This window comes from Pseudomonas nitroreducens (assembly GCF_024170165.1).
Lineage (GTDB): Bacteria > Pseudomonadota > Gammaproteobacteria > Pseudomonadales > Pseudomonadaceae > Pseudomonas > Pseudomonas nitroreducens_C.
This window is the reverse complement of sequence record NZ_JALJXP010000014.1, coordinates 121,149-138,603: the sequence shown is the minus strand read 5'-3', so window position 1 is coordinate 138,603 and position 17,455 is coordinate 121,149. Positions and strand designations below refer to the sequence as shown.

Sequence of the window (17,455 nt, the reverse complement as noted above, 5' to 3'; positions counted from 1 at the left end):
CCGCTGCGGCCTAATGCGCAGCCTGTCGAACCCGGTCGCCTGCCTGCATGTCCAGCTCCCCCTTCTCCACCGCCCAGCAACGCGCCAGCATCCTGCACCTGCCCGCCGGTCCCTGGACGACAGTGCTCGATTGCCTGTGCGCGCGCTTCCCGGCGATCAGCCGCGACACCTGGCTGGATCGCATGGCGCGCGGCAAGGTGCTGGACAACCACGGCCAGCCCATCGGCCCCGAGCACCCCTACCGCGAAGCGCTGCGCATCCATTACTTCCGCGAGGTGCCGCAGGAAATCCCGATCCCCTTCCAGGAAAGCATCCTGTATGCCGACGAGCACCTGGTGGTGGCCGACAAGCCGCACTTCCTGCCGGTGACGCCCGCCGGCCAGTACGTCGAGGAAACCCTCCTCGCCCGACTCTCCAGGCGTCTGGACAACCCGCAGCTGGTGCCGCTGCACCGCATCGACCGGCTTACCGCCGGGCTGGTGCTGTTCTCCGCCAACCCGGACAACCGCGATGCCTACCAGGCGCTGTTCCGCGAGCGGCGCATCGACAAGCTGTACGAGGCTATCGCGCCTGCGCTGCCGCAACGGGAGTTCCCGCTGGTGCATCGCTCGCGGATGGTCGAGGGCGATCCGTTCATCCGCATGCAGGAAGTGGCCGGCGAGCCCAACAGCGAAACACGCATCGAAGTGCTGGAGCAGCGTGGCGAACTGTGGCGCTATGGCTTGCACCCGGTGTCCGGCAAACGCCATCAGTTGCGCGTGCACATGTCCGGCCTGGGCGCTGCGCTGTGCTTCGATCCGCTCTACCCGACGCTACCGCCGCGCGGCGAGCGTCCACCGGAAGACTTCGACAAGCCGCTGAAGCTGCTGGCCCGGCAACTGCAGTTCATCGACCCGGTCACCGGCGAGGCACGGCGTTTCAGGAGCCAGCTGGAGCTGACCTGGCCTTCCATCAATTTCATCGATGGTCACCCTTAAGACGATCCATTTCCGTCGATAGTGGCCCAGGTGTTTTCATAGCTCCACCCCAAGGAGAGAAAGCATCGGGAGCCCGATCATGAGTTACAGCGCGAAGTCCTTTTCTGCCCTCGTCAACGCCCTGCGTGCCGACGGCATCACCCGTCCCGAACAGATGGCCCGCCAGCCCTTCCGCAATGCCCAGGGCTTCTGGTCCGCGGTAGCCAGGACATGAACCTGGTGCGGCGACTCCCGCCTGCGCTGCGCATGGATGCGGTGATCGTCCTCTACGCCCTGGCCACGGCCTGGCTGGTTTTCTCGGGCCTGTGACGCCGGATCGGTGAAACAGACTCCATGAAAAAGGGCAGCCATGGCTGCCCTTTTTCCTGACCCGCGCGGCCCTGCCGCGCTCCGCCCTCACTTCTTCAGACAGGTGCTCATGAACGCCTTGCGTTCATCACCCTTGAGCGCCTTCTTGGTCGCATCGGCATTGCAGGTCTTCATCTTTTCCTGCTGCGCCGTCGTCGCCTTGGTTTCGCCCCCGCCAGCCTTCAGGCAGGTGCTCATGAACGCCTTGCGCTCATCGCCCTTGAGCGCCTTGGTGGTGGCGTCGGCGTTACAGGTTTTCATCTTCTCCTGCTGCGCGGTCTGCGCGGCGGTGGCGGCAAAGCCTTGCGCCGAAAAAAGCAGAGCCAGGACGAGCAGCGGAATCCGAACGGTGGTCATGGAGTGATCTCCCAGGATGGAATTTCCACTCTGAGCGTAGCTTGCAGCCCAGCATTCGCGAGGCCCAGGCCGCGATGCAGCATGTCATCCCACCCAGCCCGTGATGGTTTCCACTGCACCAAAATGAAAAAGGTTATATATAAATTCGAATTGATAATTTTTTGAAATATAAAAAATGCCGCAGTATGGCGCTGCCACCCATTCGGTACGCCAGGAACCTGCCATGTCGCTGTTGACCCTTCCCAATGCCCGCGAGCAAACCAAGTCGGTCCGCGCCACGGTGCTGGTGTTCAAGGACCCGCGCTCGCAGGAGCTGCTCAACCGCATCGAGCGTCTGGCGCCCAGCGAGGCCAACGCGCTGATCATCGGCGAGACCGGCACCGGCAAGGAGCTGGTTGCGCGACATATCCACAAGCTCAGCCGCCGCAGCGGCGCGCCCTTCGTGGCGGTCAACTGCGGCGCGTTCTCCGAGACGCTGGTGGAAAGCGAACTGTTCGGCCACGAAAAGGGCGCCTACACCGGCGCCACCAGCAGCAAGGCCGGCTGGTTCGAGTCGGCCAATGGCGGCACGCTGTTCCTCGACGAGATCGGCGACCTGCCACTGAACATGCAGGTGAAACTGCTGCGCGTGCTGCAGGAGCGCGAAGTCGTGCGCCTCGGCTCGCGCACACCGGTGCCGATCAACGTGCGGGTGGTCGCCGCCACCAACGTCAATCTGGCCGACGCCGTGGTGGCCGGGCATTTCCGCGAGGATCTGTTCTACCGCCTGCACGTCGCCACCATCCGTCTGCCCCCGCTGCGCGAGCGCCCTGGCGACATCCTGCCGCTGGCCGAGTTCTTCCTGGAAGAGCACTGCCAGCGCCTGGGCTATAACCGCGCGTCCCTGAGCCCCGAGGCCGAACGCAAGCTGCTGGGTCACACCTGGCCGGGCAATATCCGCGAGCTGGAGAACGCCATCCACCACGCCCTGCTGGTGTGCCGCAACCAGCAGGTGCAGCCGGCTGACCTGCAACTCGCCGAGCTGCCGTCCTCGCCGCGCCACGACTCACTGCGCCACGAAACCTTCCCCCATGCCCACGCTCCCCGCGTCGAGGCCACCCTGGAACAGGCGTTGCTGGAGCTGTTCGAAAGCAACAAGCCCGACCTCTACGAGCACGTCGAGGAAGTGCTGTTCCGCACCGCCTACCACTTCTGCCATGGCAACCAGTTGCAGACCGGCCGTTTGCTGGGCATCAGCCGCAACATCGTCCGCGCGCGCCTGGAAAAGATCGGTGAACTGAACCTCGGCCGCACCGGCTGAGGTAATTCAGCCCACGCCACTAGTGGGCTGAAACCGTCCGTCGGCGATCACCGCCCGACCTCCCCCCGCGAAAGGTTATAATCCGCGCCGTTTTTGCAGCCGGCACGCCAGTGCAAGCTGAGCGTCTACACTTGCAGGGCGTCGCCCAGGCAGGATGTCGACTGCCAGCGATCGGCCCATCGTCATCAGCTGCGAGTCACCCTCTTCAAGTCATCAGCTATTTGTCATCAGGAATGATCGTGACCAAAGACGAACTGCGCGCGGAACTGGAGCGCCAGGAGCAACGTTTCAAGGATGAACAGGGCGGCGAAGTGACCCTTTATGCCGCCCAGCCCGAACCCGGCAAGAAACCCTGGCGCAAGCGACCCAGCGTGCAGGACAAGGCCTTCGACCGGGAACTGGAAAGAATCGAAGAAGAAAGACTGAAAAAGGATCAGGAAGCCGCTTCCGTTTAAATCGCAGGTACGGCCCCAGGCTGAAAGACCCGCCCGAATCTGTTGTGGGAAGTCTTGACGCGATGGGCGAGCAGCGCTCCGTGGGGGAGCCCGCCAGTTGACCTGCAAACACTCATCCGATGGGCCGGCGGCCCGCGTGGAAGCATTGCAAGCTTTTTCCACCCTGCCTGAAAGCGCCGTGCGACGAGGCGTCGCGCAAATTGGAGAAACCGTTTCAGGCTAAATACGGTGCTCCAAGCTTCTGGCATAATCGCCGCCCCGTCTCCGACCGGTCATAGAATTTTCATGTTCGATCTCTTCAGCGGACTCGATCTCTGGGTGGGTATCAGCCTGGTGCTGGCACTCACATTCGTCCTGGCGTTCGAGTTCATCAACGGCTTCCACGACACCGCCAACGCGGTGGCCACGGTCATCTACACCAAGGCCATGTCCCCGTACCGCGCGGTGATCCTCTCCGGCATCTTCAACTTCCTCGGCGTGTTGCTCGGCGGCGTCGGCGTCGCCTACGCGATCGTCCACCTGCTGCCGGTGGAACTGCTGATCAACGTGAACACCGGCCACGGTCTGGCCATGGTGTTCTCGCTGCTCGCCGCGGCCATCACCTGGAACCTGGGCACCTGGTACTTCGGCATCCCGGCCTCCAGCTCGCACACCCTGATCGGCTCGATCCTCGGCGTAGGCCTGGCCAATGCGCTGATCAACGGCGTACCGGTGGCCGACGGGATCAACTGGGGCAAGGCCATCGACATCGGCCTGTCGCTGATCTTCTCGCCGCTGGCCGGCTTCATCGTCGCCGGCGCCCTGCTGATCGGCCTGAAGTGGCTGTACCCGCTGTCGAAGATGCACAAGACCCCGGAAACCCGCCGCGACGTCGACGAGAAGAAGCACCCGCCATTCTGGAACCGCCTGGTGCTGGTGATCTCGGCCATGACCGTGAGCTTCGTGCATGGCTCCAACGACGGCCAGAAGGGCATCGGCCTGATCATGCTGGTACTGATCGGCATCGTCCCGGCCAAGTTCGTCCTCGACCTGAACAGCACTACCTACCAGATCGAGCGCACCCGCGACGCCGCCATCCACCTGCAGCAGTTCTACAACCGCCATTCCGACACCCTCGGCGAGATGCTCGCACTGGGCAAGGCCGGCGAAGCGGACATGCCCGACCTGTACCGCTGCGAGCCGAAGCAGACCGAAGCGACCCTCAAGGGCCTGCTGGGCGACCTGCACGGCGTCTCCAGCTACACCGAGCTGAACGACGACGAGCGCGTCCAGGTACGCCGCTACCTGCTGTGCCTGGACGACACCGCGAAGAAGGTCGGCAAGCTGTCCGAGCTGCCATCCCGCGAGAAGGCCGACCTCGAGAAGCTGCGCAAGGACCTGACCAGCACCACCGAATACGCCCCCTTCTGGGTGATCATCGCGGTGGCCCTGGCGCTGGGTATCGGCACCATGGTTGGCTGGAAGCGCGTGGTGCTCACCGTCGGCGAGAAGATCGGCAAGCAGGGCATGACCTATGCCCAGGGCATCGCCGCGCAGCTCACCGCGACCGCGGCCATCGGCATGGCCAACATCTATAGCCTGCCGGTGTCCACGACCCACGTCCTTTCGTCAGGCGTGGCGGGCACCATGGTGGCGAACCGCAGCGGCCTGCAAGGCAGCACCATCCGCAACATCCTCATGGCCTGGGTGCTGACCCTGCCCGTGTCGATCGCGCTGTCTGCCGGCCTGTTCTGGCTGTCCTCGCGCTTCATCGGCTGATCCCGCGCCGCGCTCCATGAAAAACGCCTGCATCTGCAGGCGTTTTTCATTTCCGGGCCAGGCTATCGGGGCGCTCAGAGGGTCACGACCTGCCGCGGCAGGCGGATGACGAAGCGCGCGCCCCCCTTGAAGTTGTCCACAGACAGGCTGCCGCCCATGTTGCGGATCAGGTCGTGGCTCACCGACAGGCCCAGCCCCGTCCCCTTGCCGATGGGCTTGGTGGTGAAGAAGGCCTCGAAGATGCGCTCGATCACCATCGGGTCGATGCCGCCGGCATTATCGCGCACGTGCAGTTCCACCCAGCCGGGGTCCGCGCAGGGCTCCTGCGACACGCCGACCCAGCGCGCCCCTTCGTCGCCCCGTCCCAACAGGGCGTCACGGGCATTGGCCAGCAGGTTGATCAGCACCTGCTCCAGCTGGTCGGCATAGCCGCGCACCACCACCCGTTGCGCCGGAGGCCGGCACTCGAGGGTGATGCCCTGCTGCGTGAGGCTTTCGCCCAACAGGGCGACGGCGCCTTCGCAGGCGTCGTAGGGATCGAACGGCGCGGCTTCCAGCTCCGATTTGCGGCTGAACACCCCCATGTGGCTGATCACCCGCGAGAGCCGGTCGATCTGCGCGTCGGCACGCTCGAGCTTTTCCTTCAGGTATTCGGGCTCGCCGAGTTTCTGCCGGGCGTTATAGAGGGACATGCGCATGACGTGCAGCGGCTGCTTCATTTCATGCGCCATGCCGCTGACCATCTCGCCCAGGCTGGCCATCTTCGCGCCCTGGGCCAGTTGCTGCTGGGCGTGGCGCACGGCGGTGTTGTCGCGGCCCACGGCCTGGATTTCCACCAGCCGCCCCTCGGCATCCAGCAACGGCCGGTCCGACCAGATCAGCCAGAGGTTGCGCTGGCCGGGAAGGCAGAAGCGCAACTCCCAGGAATCGTCCGCCGTGCTCTGGCCGCCGCCCACCAGGCGTGCGCGCAGGGCGCTGCAATCCTGCTCCGAGAGCCACTCGTCGAGTCGCCGGCCGAGCAGCGCGTCCACCGGCTCACCGAGTACCTGGGCAAAGGTATGGTTGATGAAGGTCAGTTGCAGATCGGGGTCGTAGCGGCAGATCAGTGCTGGCGAATCCTCGACCAGCACGCGATAGCGTTCCTCGCTTTCGGCGATCTGCAATGCGGCCAGGTGTTGCTCGGTGACGTCCAGCCAAAGGCCGACGGCCTCCTGCGGGATGCCCTGGATATCACGCAACAGCTTGGCCTCGTCGTACAGCCAGTGCCATTCTCCGGCGCTGTCGCACAAGCGGTACTCGGTGCGCACGCGGCCTTCGCGCAGCAGCTCGCGGCCACGGTCAAGGAAGGTTTCCAGGTCCTCGGGGTGTACCCGTTCAGCCAGCGCCTGCCAATTCTGCCCCTGCAGGTCGAGGCCGAGCAGGTTGCCGGCGCTCTCGCTGTAGAACTCAGGGATCAGGTGTCCCTCCTCCACGCGCTGCACGTAGATCACCACCGGTGCGCTGTCGATCAGATTACGCAGCCGGGCGTGGGCGGCCAGCGCCTGCTCCTCCTGCAACTTGCCTTCGCTGATATCGAGCAGCACGCCGTCCATCAACTGGTCACCGGCGCGCGCCTGCCGCCGGCCCTGCAGGCGCAGCCAGCGGCGCGTCTGGGTGGAAGCCGCGCCGCGCAGGCGCAGGTCCTGGACCAGCCGCCCACCCGGCTGCAGGTTGCGCAGGCGCAGGCTGAGCTCATCGGCATCGGCCGGGTGCAACTGGCCCAGCAGGTCGGCCAACGCCAACTGCAACTGCCCGGCAGGCAACCCCAGGCTCGCCGCCACCGCCGGCGACAGTTCGAACTGGCCCTCGTCGACGTGCAACCGCCACCAGCCGCCGCCCACCATGTCCTGCAGCAGGGTCAGGCGCCGGCTGCTGTCGCGCAGGCTATGCAGTTCGGTACGTTCGTGGACGAGGTTGGTGAGTATCTCCGCCAGGTACTGCCAGTCACTCGGCGCCAGCCCTGGCCAGCTGCCGCCATGCTCCATCGGCTCGGCCAGCAACCCGGCCAGACGCCCACCGCGCACGGGGGCCGGGATCAGGTAGAGCTGGGCGCAGCACAAGGTGCGCAACAGCTCCGAGGGGCTCTCATCGACCCCCAGCAGGCAGGCACCGCTGGCGGCCCGCAGCTCATCGCCGGGCAGCGTCAGGTTTTCCCGCAGCAGGCTGTCGAAACCGGGCTGTATGTAGCAGGCAAAGACCCGCAGGCTCTGGTCCGGGGCCTCCAGCAGCAGGGCCATGCTGCGCATGTGGAAGTTGCTGCAGAATGCCTCCAGCACCTCGCCGACAGCCTCACCGAGGCGGCGCTGCGAGCTGTGGCGCAGACGCGCCAGCAGCAGTTTGCTGAGGTTCAGGCATTGCAGCTTGTGCTGCTGGCTGTCGGACTGCCAATTCAGGTCAGAGATGTCCGTGCCCAGCAACAGGCAGTGCTCGTTGGCCTGCAGGAGCGCCTGGAAGCGACAGACCAGCGGCAGGTCGCCGGTGCTGCGCAGGACCAGGTCGAGCCGCTCACCGCCTCGCAGGCTGGACACCTGCATGCCGCCGGGTATGCGCCGGTCCAGATAGTCGCCCAAGCCCGGCAGGTCACCGTTACCCGGCACCGGCGGGAGCAGACGGTGAGCCTGGCTGCCGCCGCGGGCGATGACGCGGTCGCGGCTGTCCAGTTCCAGCCACAGGTCCCAGTGGCCGGTCACCACGGGCTCGGCCAGCTCTTCCACCGGCAGCGCCGGACGCCGGCGGGCCGCCAGGGGCCGGCTCGGCGCCGGGTTGTCGTTCATCTCATGCTGGCCACGCGGCCTGGAGCGCCAGAAATCGAACATCCGGTGCCTCAGAGCAGGACGCTGGCAGTGCCGCTGAGCACGTCGGGCAGGCGCGGCACCGTGCCGATTCCCGGCAGGGTCAGTAGCGGGACGATGGGCGAGGTGGCGTAGGGATAGCTGACGCACACCCTGACGCGCGTGTACTGGCGCCCCGAGACCGTCTCGGTCACCGGGGTGTCCATGAACTGCCCGCTGTAGCAGCCGTTGCGCCAACTCGCCGGCATCCAGCTCAGGCGCTGGGTCACCGCGCTGTCCACAGCCGCTTTCAGGGCGGCGCTGTAGCCACCGGCAGCCTGGGGATTCACCGAGACGGCCACTCGCGCGCCCGCCGCCGCCGCATCGTTGAACGACTGCAACATCAGCAGGGGCACGCAATAACCGAGCAGTCCGTAGAGAACTGCGAAGAACAGGACGAATACGCCGGCGAACTCGATAGCCACCGCGCCTCGTTGAGTGCCACGTCCGCCGACTCCGTTCATGCGCAATACTCCCGAACCAACTATCAACTTGAATGATCGTTCAACTTGTCGGCACAACGGAACTTTACTGAAGATACTCGCCATCGGATAAATACCGCTCTCCAGCAATACTAGGCGCTCTTCCGCGATTCGCCCTCATGGCTTATCGGAATAACGTTACGAGCCAAATTCGACCAGCTCTGGCTTCAATTGCAATATGGCGCTGGAGTGCGAGATACCTTAAAACTCCTCTGGCCTGCGTCGACGTCGCCGCTGCGGAATAAGGATATTCTCGATGCTGTTCAAACTCTGCCTGCTAGGCTGGTTCGCCGTCTGTGCCGGCCAGGACCTCGCACGGCTGCGGGTCAGCAACTGGCTGACGCTGGGCGGGGCACTGGCCGCCCTGCTGTTCCTGCTGTTCACCGGCCACACGCTGACCGGCCATGCGCCGCTTGCGGCAGGGATCGCCGCGCTGCTGGCGGCGCTGCTCAGCGTGCCGGGCTACTGGCTGGGCAAGCTGGGCGCGGCCGATGTGAAACTGCTGATCGCCCTGGGCCTGGCCAGCGACCCGCTGACGGTGCTGTACACCCTGGCGCTGGCCTGCCTGTTCTGTGTGGCGCTGATGCTCGCCAGCAAACTTTTGATTGATTCGGACAAACTACCGGCTAATTGCAAATCGCAATTAACCAAACTGCAACCGTCAAAGTTCAAGTCATTTCCTTTCATCTTCGCGCTATTCGCCGGTCTTCTGACGACCCTGTTACTCCTCAAATAAAAATGATTCCGACAATTGGCAGAATCCAAACTTAACGACTATATGCTAAGGGTTAATACCATCCATCGCCTGATGGGACGATCCGGCTAGGGTAATTGAACGGCCGGACGATAAAAATAATGGAAGTATTCCTTCAAGGAGCGTGCAGTCATGGAAAAAACGGCCAATCGCCGTTTCAGCGTGCTGGTCATCGATGACGAGCCTCAGGTCACTACGGAGCTTTCCGAGCTGCTGGAGAACAGCGGCTACCGCTGCGTGGTCAGCGACAGCAAGGACAGCGCCCTGCAGAGATTCCGCGATGACACCTCGATCGGCCTGGTGATCTGCGACCTGGGCCTGGGGCGCGACAACGGCATCCGCGTGGTCGAGGCGCTCAAGGACGTGGCCGGCGCGACGCGGTTCTTCGAGACCATCATCCTCACCGGCCAGCAAGGCAGCCAGGAAGTGATCGAGGCCATGCGCGTCGGCGTCGCCGATTACTACCAGAAGCCGGTGGCGCCGATGGACCTGCTCAAGGGCCTGGAGCGCCTGGAGGCGCGCCTGCACGAGCGCATCCGCAGCCAGCTCAGCCTGAGCCATGTGAATCAGCGCCTGGAGTACCTCGCCGAATCGCTCAACTCGATCTCGCGGGATATCCACAAGATCAAGTATGAAGTCCATGGTGGTGGCGGCCAGCCGGCCAGCAGCGGCGCGCTCAAGCAGGAACAGCCCGAGCCTGCGGCCAGCGCAGCGCCGAGCAACGCCGAGCAGATGACGCCGGTGGTCAACAACCCGCTGTTCAACAAGCTCTCGCCGCGCCAGCAGGCGGTGGCGCGCCTGGTGAGCAAGGGGCTGACCAACTACCAGATCGCCTACGATCTGGGGATCACCGAGAACACCGTGAAGCTCTATGTCTCCCAGGTGCTGCGGCTGATGCACATGCACAACCGCACCCAGCTCGCCCTCGCCATCTCTCCCAGCGCCTCGCAGAGCAGCGCGGTGCACTGAGTCCGCCTCGCCCTCTGACGATCTTCAGATCAGCAGCTCCGCGCCGCCGGTCTGGAGGTCGATCAGGCGCACGTCGAGGATGCCGGTCTGGATGCCCAACAAGGCCAGCAATGGGTCAATCAGTTGCTGGCCGAGCGCAGTGACCAGTGCACCCAGTGCCCCCGTGAGATCGAGACCAAGCTGCACAATCGAACTCACCAGACTGCTCAATGTACACAGCAGCCAACTGAGGATGTTGTTGCAGTTACCGCCTGCCTCAACCTTGATGGTCAGGGAATTCGCCAGACTGGTCAGCCCCGTCCCCAGCGATGATCCCAATGGGCTCTGTACTCTTTTTACCGCGCTGGGCAGATCGGCAGGGCTGCTGACCAGGAAGCTGAGGGATTGCTCTCCTGGAATGGCGAATTGGGTAGACGTCGACGTGCTGCTACCTGTAGCTCCCGTACCGGTGTTGGTGATGGTCACCCCAACCAGACTGCCATTGGCGCCGGAGAGCAGACTGACATTGGCATCGAGACTGGCGCTCGCTACGCCCGGCCGCGCCTTCACATTGACCGTGACGGGTTTGCCCACGCCTCCACACTGAATTGTGTCCAGCGCGGCATAACCCTCCGCCACACCCACCTTGAGGCTCAGCGCCAGCCTCACCAGATTCAACCCAAGCAGGTTGGCGTTGGCCCCCACCTCCAATTGCACTTGAGCGTTCTTCGCCACTGTTCGCCAGTTTCCGGCGCCGTCCTTGCCCGGATACCCATAGGCGATGGTCGGCGGGGAGATGACCCATAACTTCACGGTCGGCACAACTCCAGCGATGCTCTTTCCCTTCAGATCGAGGTTCACTGCGTTGTTCTTGTTCGCCACCAGCGCCGTGGCCATCAGCAGGTCAAGCATATTGACCCCGGCACTGAGCGCCGTATCGCGCACGCTGTCCGGCGCCACCACGCTGAGAATCTGCCCCAGGGTCAGTTGCGCCGTCGGCACGTTGATGGTGGCCAGCGCCGTGCGCAGCAGCGCCGTATTGACCCCGGCCAGTTGCGAAGAGTCGGCCGCATTGACCATGGCCTGGAGCAATTGCACGGCGGTGACGTTGGCGTTCAGCAGGCTGTCGATCTTGCCCAGTTCGAGGTTCACCCCGGCGGCCTTGAGCTGCTGGCTCAGGGCAAGCAGCGAGACGTTGGCCCCGGCGATGCCCTGGTAGGTCACCACGTCCAGGTTGAGGTTGGTGCCCAGCAGCCCGCCGAGCAGGGCATTGAGCAACGGCGAGTTGCTCGAATCCAGGCTCAGCACACCGCTCCCGGCGGAAATCCCCGCCATCGCCGAGCGCCGCGCCACGGCCTTGGCATTGAGCACGGTGGTAGTCGAGGCCCCGCTGAACAGGCTGGCGACGTTGAGTACCAGGCTGGACGGAACGCTGTGCGTGGCCTGCACGCGAACGGAATCGGCCAGGTCGCCGCCGGGACTGAATACCCGCTGAGAATCGGCACTGCCATAACCGGCAGAGAAGCTGACACTGCCCAGCGTCCCCACCAGGGTGTCGCCAGTGCCGGGCACGAAGCCGTTCTTCGCCGCGCTGGCGGTGACATAGCCCTGGATGTCGGCGGCCAGCTGCGAGCCGCACATACCGCCCTGGGTGGCCGCTTCCAGCGCCGCCATGTCCGCCACACGCTGCAGCTTGCGTTGTTCGAAGTACAGGCGCCCGGTGTCGATCACCAGGGCCAGGCAGATCAGCGCCAGCAGCAGCGTTCCCGCCGCCATGACACCGATTGCGCCTCGCTGCCGTTCACGTCCCATGGCAGCCTCCGGAAGGGATCAGTTCTTGTCGGTGCTGAAGCCGTTGTTGTCGTCGAGCAGGTACTCGGGAATCTCGTGGGTATAGCTCTTCAGGTAGCGCTGGTAGGCGCGGTCTCGCTCGGCCGGTGTGGCGCTCTGCCGGTGGGCCGAAGCGGCCTTGCCACTGCTCTGCAGGTCCAGCCAGGTCAGCACTTCCTGCTGGTCACGAGCGGTGGTGCCGGCTTCGGTGTGGGTGGTCTCCACCGCCTGGGCCAGCATCGGCGTCGCCAGCAGTGCGCCGGCCAGAATCCATGTCTTCATCCTTCCCTCCCTGCCCACCTCAGCGGGCCTTGACCAGCAGCTTGGCGTCGCGCGCCACCGCCGGAGTCGACACGACCTGAGCCGGGTGTACGTCGTCCACCGGCTCGTCCACGTAACTCACGCTTTCGGCCTGCACCGCCGGCTGGCTGGCCGGGCTGGCGGGGCTCACCGGGCGCAGGTCCTTCGCCTGGTCCTGGGCCGCGCGGACCTGGTCGGCGGACAGCCCGACGCTCTGGATCAACCGGCTGGCCTCGCTGTTCTCGCCCTGGATGAACATGACGCTGAGCAGGTTGGTGGCCGGCAGCTTGTCGTGCTCGTTCAGCTCCATGGCGGTGATGAACTCGAAGCGCGCCTTCTCCAGCTCGCCGCGCCGCAGCAGGACGTAACCCAGGTCGTTGCGCAGCGCGCTGTCGGTGGGCTGCAGGCGCGCCGCTTCACGTAGCTCGCGCTCGGCTTCCACTGTATTGCCGCCGCGCATGGCGATCTGCCCCAGGCCATGGTGGGCCTCGGCGGACTTGCAGGTGCCCAGCAGCCCTTCGTAGACGATGCGCGCCTTGGGATCACCGATGCGGCGCAGGGCCAGCGCCTTGCTTTCGCGCACTTCCAGCGAGTTCGGCGGCAGGGTTTCCAGGTTGGCCAGGGCGGCGTGGGCGCGGCCGTTGTCCAGCATCTCGCGGGCCAGGTTGAGCTGCAGCTCCACCGCCTGGCCGAGCTTCTCGTCGCAGTTCTGCCCGACGCTCGGCCCGCCGAGGGTGTCGAAGTTGGCGCAGCCGCCGAGGGTCAGGCCCAGCAGGCCGATCAAGCACGCGTTTCTCATCCCATTCTCCCCAGGGCCTTGGTGATCGCGAGGAAGCCGGGCCCGGCGAGGATGATCAGCAGCGCCGGGAACAGCAGCGTCATCATCACCAGGCTCATCTTCGCCGACATCTTGCTGACCTTTTCCTGCAGGCCGGTCAGGCGGCGGTCCTCGAACAATTGCTTGAGCGTCAGCAGCGATCCGCGAGCGCTGCCGCCCTGGCGCAGCATCTGGCGCAGTACGTTGCAGCAGTCGCTCAGTTCTCCCACCGCCAGGCGCTTGCTCAGCAGCTCCAGCTCATCCGCCAGGTCGAGGCCGCTTTCGGCATGCGCCAGTACGCCATCGAGTTCCTCCACCAGCACCGGCACGATGCTCCGCCCTTCCCGGCTGACCACTCGCAGGCTCTGCTCCACCGTGAGGCCGGAGTCGAAAAGGATGCGGATCAGCTGGATGAACAGGATCACCTCGTCCGCCAGGCGCTGCCGGCGCTTGCCGGCGAAGTAGGCCAGCACCCGCTTGGGCAGCAGGAAGCCGATTCCGGCGGCGAAGGACAAGGGCAGCAGCGGCGAGATATGGGCATGTCCCGGCGTGGCCAGGACCACCAGTACGATGGCCACGAACAGCAGGGGAACCAGGAATATCGACATCAGGTAGATGCGCCGCGGCGTGCTGCCGGACCAGCCAGCCTGGTTGAGCAACAGCCGGACTTCCTCATCGCGCAGCTGCAGACGCCGCCCCAGGCCACTGTCGCTCATGCGGTCGAATGCCCGTGCCATGCGCTGGCCAGCACCGTGCGGCGCTGCATCGCCACCCAGGCGCTGCTCGATCAGGCGCTGTTCGCGACCGGCCGTGCGGCTCTGCGAGAGCAGCAGGAGGATCGCCGCCAGGGCCAGGATCACCGCCATCAATCCGTACATCAGGGGCATGCCGGCCTCCTCAGATGCTCTTGAGCATGCGCCAGAGCGTGTAGCACCCCAGCACCTGCAACCCCAGGGAAGTCAGCAGCATCAGGCGGCCGCCGTGGTCCTGCCACATGTTCATCAGGTAGCCCGGGTTGCTGAACAGGATGTAGCCACCCAGGCTCACCGGCAGCAGGGCCAGCACCAGGGCGCTCATGCGGGTTTCGCCGGTCATCGCGCGCAGCTGGCGCCCGAGTTTCTCCCGCTCGTGGATGACCTTGATGATGTTCTCCAGCAGGTCGGTGGTGTTGCCGCCGTAGCGGTGGTTCACCGCCACACCGAGGGAGAGCACATGCAGTTCTTCCACGTCGTAGAGCTCCGCCACCTCCTGCAGCGCCTCGGGCAGGCTGATGCCCAGCAGCACATGGTTGTTCACCAGCGAGAAGATTTCCCGCAGCGGGTCGTCGGCTGCGTTCACCGCCTGGGTGATGGCATCCCCCAGGGTTCGCCCCGAGTGCAGGCTGCGTACCACCTGGTCGAGGAAGTTGGGCATCTGCCGGATCATTTTCTGCAGGCGACGCCGGTACAGCAGGTTGAGCAGTGCATGGAAGCCGAGCACTCCCACCCCGACGCCACAGAGCGCGGCTATCGGCCCGCCCAGGCGCTGTCCGAACAGCCCCAGCACAAGACAGACGACCACGGCTCCCAGCACCCAGCCGCGCATGTCGGAGATGCCGGCACGTCGCATGCGCCGCGCCAGCCAGTGGCTGCTGCGGACGCGCCCTGCTCCGGCGACCACGTTCTCTCCACTCAGACGGCGCATCACCAGTTCGTGGTGCCGGGCGCGCCAGCTCATGCCCGCCAGCCCCATGCCCAGCGCTGCCAGCGCCAGGCTGGCCACGACCAGCCAGAGTGCGCCGCTCACAGCAGCACCTGGCGGAACTTGATGCCGCCCGGCTGGGCCGTGCGGACGAACTGCCCGGTGCCACGCCGGTCGAGGCTGAACAGCGAATTGGTGACGTAGACGCCGTCGCGTACCTCGAGTACCTCGAGGATCTCGCTGACACAACGGCGGCCGTTGGACAGGCGGGTGATCTGCACGATGATGTCCAGCGCCGAGCAGAGCATCTGCCGCAGGGTCTGCTCCGGCACGCGCTGGCCGGTCAGGCCCACCAGCATCTCCAGGCGCAGCAGCGAGTCCATGGCCGAGTTGGCGTGCACGGTACTCATCGACCCGTCGTGGCCGGTGTTCATCGCCTGCAGTACGTCGAGTACTTCGACGCCACGGATTTCGCCGAGGATGATGCGGTCCGGGCGCATCCGCAGGGCGTTGCGGATCAGGTCACGGGCGGTCACCTCACCGAAGCCCTCGGCGTTCGGCGGGCGGGTCTCCAGTCGCACCACGTGGTCGTGGCCCAGCTGCAGTTCGGCGGTGTCCTCGATGGTGACGATACGCTCGCGTTCGTCGATGAAGCTGCTCATGACGTTGAGCAGCGTGGTCTTGCCGGTGCCGGTGCCGCCGCTGATGAGGATGTTGCAGCGGCTCGCCACCGCCTGGCGGAGGAACGCCAGCATGGCTTCGTCGACGCTCTGGTAGGCCAGCAGGTCGGCGCTCTTGAGCAGCTCCTTGCTGAACTTGCGGATCGACAGGCAGGGCCCGTCCAGCGCCACCGGCGGGATGATCGCGTTGACCCGGCTGCCGTCGGGCAGGCGCGCGTCCACCATCGGGCTGGACTCGTCAAGGCGCCGGCCCAGGGGCGCAAGGATGCGCTGGATCACCCGCTGTACATGATGGTCGTCGATGAAGCGCAGGTCGCTCTGGTACAGCCGGCCTTCGTGCTCGATGAATACCCGGTCCGGGCCGTTGACCAGGATTTCCGAGACGCCCGGATCGCGCAGGAGGATTTCCAGGGGACCGAAGCCGGTCAGTTCGTCCACCACCTCTTCGGCGAGGCGGTCCAGTTCATAGCGGGAGATCGCCAGTTGGCGGCGCGAGGCGTACTCGCTGACCTTCTCGGAGACGTACTGCGCCACCGCCGGCCGCGCGCCCTCCAGCAGGTTCATGCCGTCTTCGTCGATCTCGTCGATGATGTAGCGGTGCAGGCGCATTTTCAGCGTCTGCAGGTCCTGGTCGTGGCGGCCGTGACCGCCGCCGTAGTGCTGGCTCATGAACGCGCGGCCTTCGCCCGGCCGATCCAGCGCAGCAGCCCGCGCTTCTCGGCCACGCCTGCGCCGAGCGCCTCGGCCAGGTCGCGCAGCTTCACCGTCAGCGGGTCACGCGGGGCCAGGTCGAACAGGCTCTGGCCGACGTTCTTGGCGCGCAGGCGGGCCTCCGGCGAGGCAGGCAGGATACCGAAGAGTTCCAGGCCGAACATCTTGCCCAGGGCGGGAGCATCCGGCGGCACCGACGGCCAGTAGCGCTCGATCAGCAACTCGATGCGCGGCAGCGCGGGCGTGCGTTCACGCAGGCGGCGCAGGCGCTCCAGGCCCTTCTTGCACGACGGCACGCTCTGGTCCACCAGCCACAGCACGCGGTTGGCCTGCATCAGCAGCTGGCCGCTGAGCTCGCCTTCGGCAACGCCGGTGAGGTTGATCAGGATATGGCTGAAGGCGCTGCGCAGGTTGCCCAGCAGCAGGTACAGCTCGGCAGTGGTGATGCGCTCCAGCACGCCGGGTTCGTCCGACAGGCTGAGCACGCGCAGACCGGATTCGTGACGGGCAAAGGCGCTGTCGATCAGGGTCTGATCCAGGCGGCGCAGGTTGCGCAGCGCATCGGCGAAGGTGAATGACGGCTCCATGCCGAGGATCGCCAGGGCCTCGCCGGTGGGTTGACCGATGTCCACCAGCAGCACGCGATGGTCCGCCTGGCGTTGCAGTGCCAGGGCCAGATGCAGTGCGACGAAGGCACCGTCGGCGTCGGGCCGGGCGCTGATCAGGCTGATCAGTTCGCCCTGCTGGGTGGCGCTCACGGGCACCGTGGGCAAGCGCCCGCCGAGACGGCGGACCAGCCCGCTCAGTTCGCTGGCACGGGCGCCGTAAGTGACGAAGTCCCGCGCTCCGGCGCGCATGGCGGCCAGCACCAGCTGGTTGTCCAGGCCATCGCCAACGGCGACGACCGAGAGCAGCGGACGGGCCGAGACCAGCCCCTCGATCAGCGAGCCCTGGGAGACCAGGTTGGCCTTGTTCAGACTGGTGAACAGGACTGTCGCGCCAGTGACATCGAGCAGCGACAGCAGTTCTTCCAGGGTTCCGCTATTGGCCAGAACCACCTGCCCGCAGCCGGCCAGGCTGCTCTGCAACCACTCCTGCTCGCCGGGATGCTGGACCAGCGCCACGAAAGTCTGACTCATGCCCGTGCTCCCTTGCTTCGCCTTGCCTCCCGCTCTCTGGCGGGTCAGC

Annotated in this window: 17 protein-coding genes; 7 read left to right on the top strand and 10 right to left on the bottom strand. The window is 65.5% G+C overall.

What is annotated here, in order from left to right:
• The first annotated feature begins 47 nt into the window (after positions 1 to 47).
• Complete coding sequence (locus J2T47_RS24535) at positions 48 to 977, top strand: pseudouridine synthase (protein ID WP_253452666.1); 930 nt, start codon at positions 48 to 50, stop codon at positions 975 to 977.
• 79 nt (positions 978 to 1,056) lie between these two features.
• On the top strand, positions 1,057 to 1,191 hold the full coding sequence (locus tag J2T47_RS29280; RefSeq protein WP_301295679.1) for a hypothetical protein: 135 nt from the start codon (positions 1,057 to 1,059) through the stop codon (positions 1,189 to 1,191).
• 182 nt (positions 1,192 to 1,373) lie between these two features.
• Here the strand turns inward: J2T47_RS29280 and J2T47_RS24530 are convergent, their stop codons facing one another.
• Positions 1,374 to 1,682, bottom strand: a complete 309-nt coding sequence (locus J2T47_RS24530; RefSeq protein WP_045209676.1) for a PsiF family protein — start codon at positions 1,680 to 1,682, stop codon at positions 1,374 to 1,376.
• 223 nt (positions 1,683 to 1,905) lie between these two features.
• Between J2T47_RS24530 and J2T47_RS24525 the strand changes: the two genes are divergently transcribed.
• From J2T47_RS24525 to J2T47_RS24515, 3 genes are all read left to right on the top strand, one after another.
• Positions 1,906 to 2,982 carry a sigma-54 interaction domain-containing protein gene (locus J2T47_RS24525; protein WP_253452665.1) on the top strand — a complete coding sequence of 359 codons (1,077 nt, stop codon included), beginning with the start codon at positions 1,906 to 1,908 and terminating at the stop codon, positions 2,980 to 2,982.
• A gap of 239 nt (positions 2,983 to 3,221) precedes the next feature.
• Complete coding sequence (locus J2T47_RS24520; protein WP_017519376.1) at positions 3,222 to 3,437, top strand: hypothetical protein; 216 nt, start codon at positions 3,222 to 3,224, stop codon at positions 3,435 to 3,437.
• Positions 3,438 to 3,722: 285 nt separating this feature from the next.
• Positions 3,723 to 5,195, top strand: coding sequence for an inorganic phosphate transporter (locus J2T47_RS24515; protein WP_253452662.1), 1,473 nt, complete (start codon positions 3,723 to 3,725; stop codon positions 5,193 to 5,195).
• Positions 5,196 to 5,269: 74 nt separating this feature from the next.
• Here the strand turns inward: J2T47_RS24515 and J2T47_RS24510 are convergent, their stop codons facing one another.
• Together J2T47_RS24510 and J2T47_RS24505 are read right to left on the bottom strand one after the other, a co-directional pair.
• Positions 5,270 to 8,050 carry a PAS domain-containing sensor histidine kinase gene (locus tag J2T47_RS24510; RefSeq protein ID WP_253452661.1) on the bottom strand — a complete coding sequence of 927 codons (2,781 nt, stop codon included), beginning with the start codon at positions 8,048 to 8,050 and terminating at the stop codon, positions 5,270 to 5,272.
• 8 nt (positions 8,051 to 8,058) lie between these two features.
• Entirely contained in the window at positions 8,059 to 8,529 is a 471-nt protein-coding gene (locus J2T47_RS24505) for a TadE/TadG family type IV pilus assembly protein (RefSeq protein WP_253452659.1), read from the bottom strand.
• A gap of 274 nt (positions 8,530 to 8,803) precedes the next feature.
• Between J2T47_RS24505 and J2T47_RS24500 the strand changes: the two genes are divergently transcribed.
• Together J2T47_RS24500 and J2T47_RS24495 are read left to right on the top strand one after the other, a co-directional pair.
• Positions 8,804 to 9,283 carry a prepilin peptidase gene (locus J2T47_RS24500; RefSeq protein WP_301295678.1) on the top strand — a complete coding sequence of 160 codons (480 nt, stop codon included), beginning with the start codon at positions 8,804 to 8,806 and terminating at the stop codon, positions 9,281 to 9,283.
• A 150-nt stretch (positions 9,284 to 9,433) separates the two neighbouring features.
• Positions 9,434 to 10,270: a response regulator transcription factor gene (locus J2T47_RS24495; protein WP_253452657.1), complete on the top strand. Its 837-nt coding sequence runs from the start codon at positions 9,434 to 9,436 to the stop codon at positions 10,268 to 10,270.
• Between the two features lie 24 nt (positions 10,271 to 10,294).
• Here the strand turns inward: J2T47_RS24495 and J2T47_RS24490 are convergent, their stop codons facing one another.
• From J2T47_RS24490 to tadZ, 7 genes are read right to left on the bottom strand one after another with little or no spacing between them, the layout of a single operon-like run.
• Positions 10,295 to 12,061, bottom strand: coding sequence for a pilus assembly protein TadG-related protein (locus J2T47_RS24490; RefSeq protein WP_253452655.1), 1,767 nt, complete (start codon positions 12,059 to 12,061; stop codon positions 10,295 to 10,297).
• A gap of 18 nt (positions 12,062 to 12,079) precedes the next feature.
• Positions 12,080 to 12,361 carry a DUF3613 domain-containing protein gene (locus tag J2T47_RS24485; RefSeq protein WP_081517529.1) on the bottom strand — a complete coding sequence of 94 codons (282 nt, stop codon included), beginning with the start codon at positions 12,359 to 12,361 and terminating at the stop codon, positions 12,080 to 12,082.
• Positions 12,362 to 12,380: 19 nt separating this feature from the next.
• Complete coding sequence (locus tag J2T47_RS24480; protein ID WP_253452653.1) at positions 12,381 to 13,178, bottom strand: tetratricopeptide repeat protein; 798 nt, start codon at positions 13,176 to 13,178, stop codon at positions 12,381 to 12,383.
• Positions 13,175 to 14,083 (bottom strand): type II secretion system F family protein, encoded by a 909-nt coding sequence (locus J2T47_RS24475; RefSeq protein WP_253452651.1) that lies wholly within the window; start codon positions 14,081 to 14,083, stop codon positions 13,175 to 13,177. The genes J2T47_RS24480 and J2T47_RS24475 overlap by 4 nt, the downstream gene beginning before the upstream one ends.
• A gap of 10 nt (positions 14,084 to 14,093) precedes the next feature.
• Positions 14,094 to 14,981 carry a type II secretion system F family protein gene (locus tag J2T47_RS24470; protein WP_253452649.1) on the bottom strand — a complete coding sequence of 296 codons (888 nt, stop codon included), beginning with the start codon at positions 14,979 to 14,981 and terminating at the stop codon, positions 14,094 to 14,096.
• Positions 14,978 to 16,225 carry a type 4b pilus Flp biogenesis ATPase TadA gene (gene tadA, locus J2T47_RS24465; protein WP_253452647.1) on the bottom strand — a complete coding sequence of 416 codons (1,248 nt, stop codon included), beginning with the start codon at positions 16,223 to 16,225 and terminating at the stop codon, positions 14,978 to 14,980. The genes J2T47_RS24470 and tadA overlap by 4 nt, the downstream gene beginning before the upstream one ends.
• Positions 16,222 to 17,406 carry a type 4b pilus Flp biogenesis protein TadZ gene (tadZ, locus tag J2T47_RS24460; protein WP_253452645.1) on the bottom strand — a complete coding sequence of 395 codons (1,185 nt, stop codon included), beginning with the start codon at positions 17,404 to 17,406 and terminating at the stop codon, positions 16,222 to 16,224. The genes tadA and tadZ overlap by 4 nt, the downstream gene beginning before the upstream one ends.
• Positions 17,407 to 17,455: the final 49 nt, after the last annotated feature.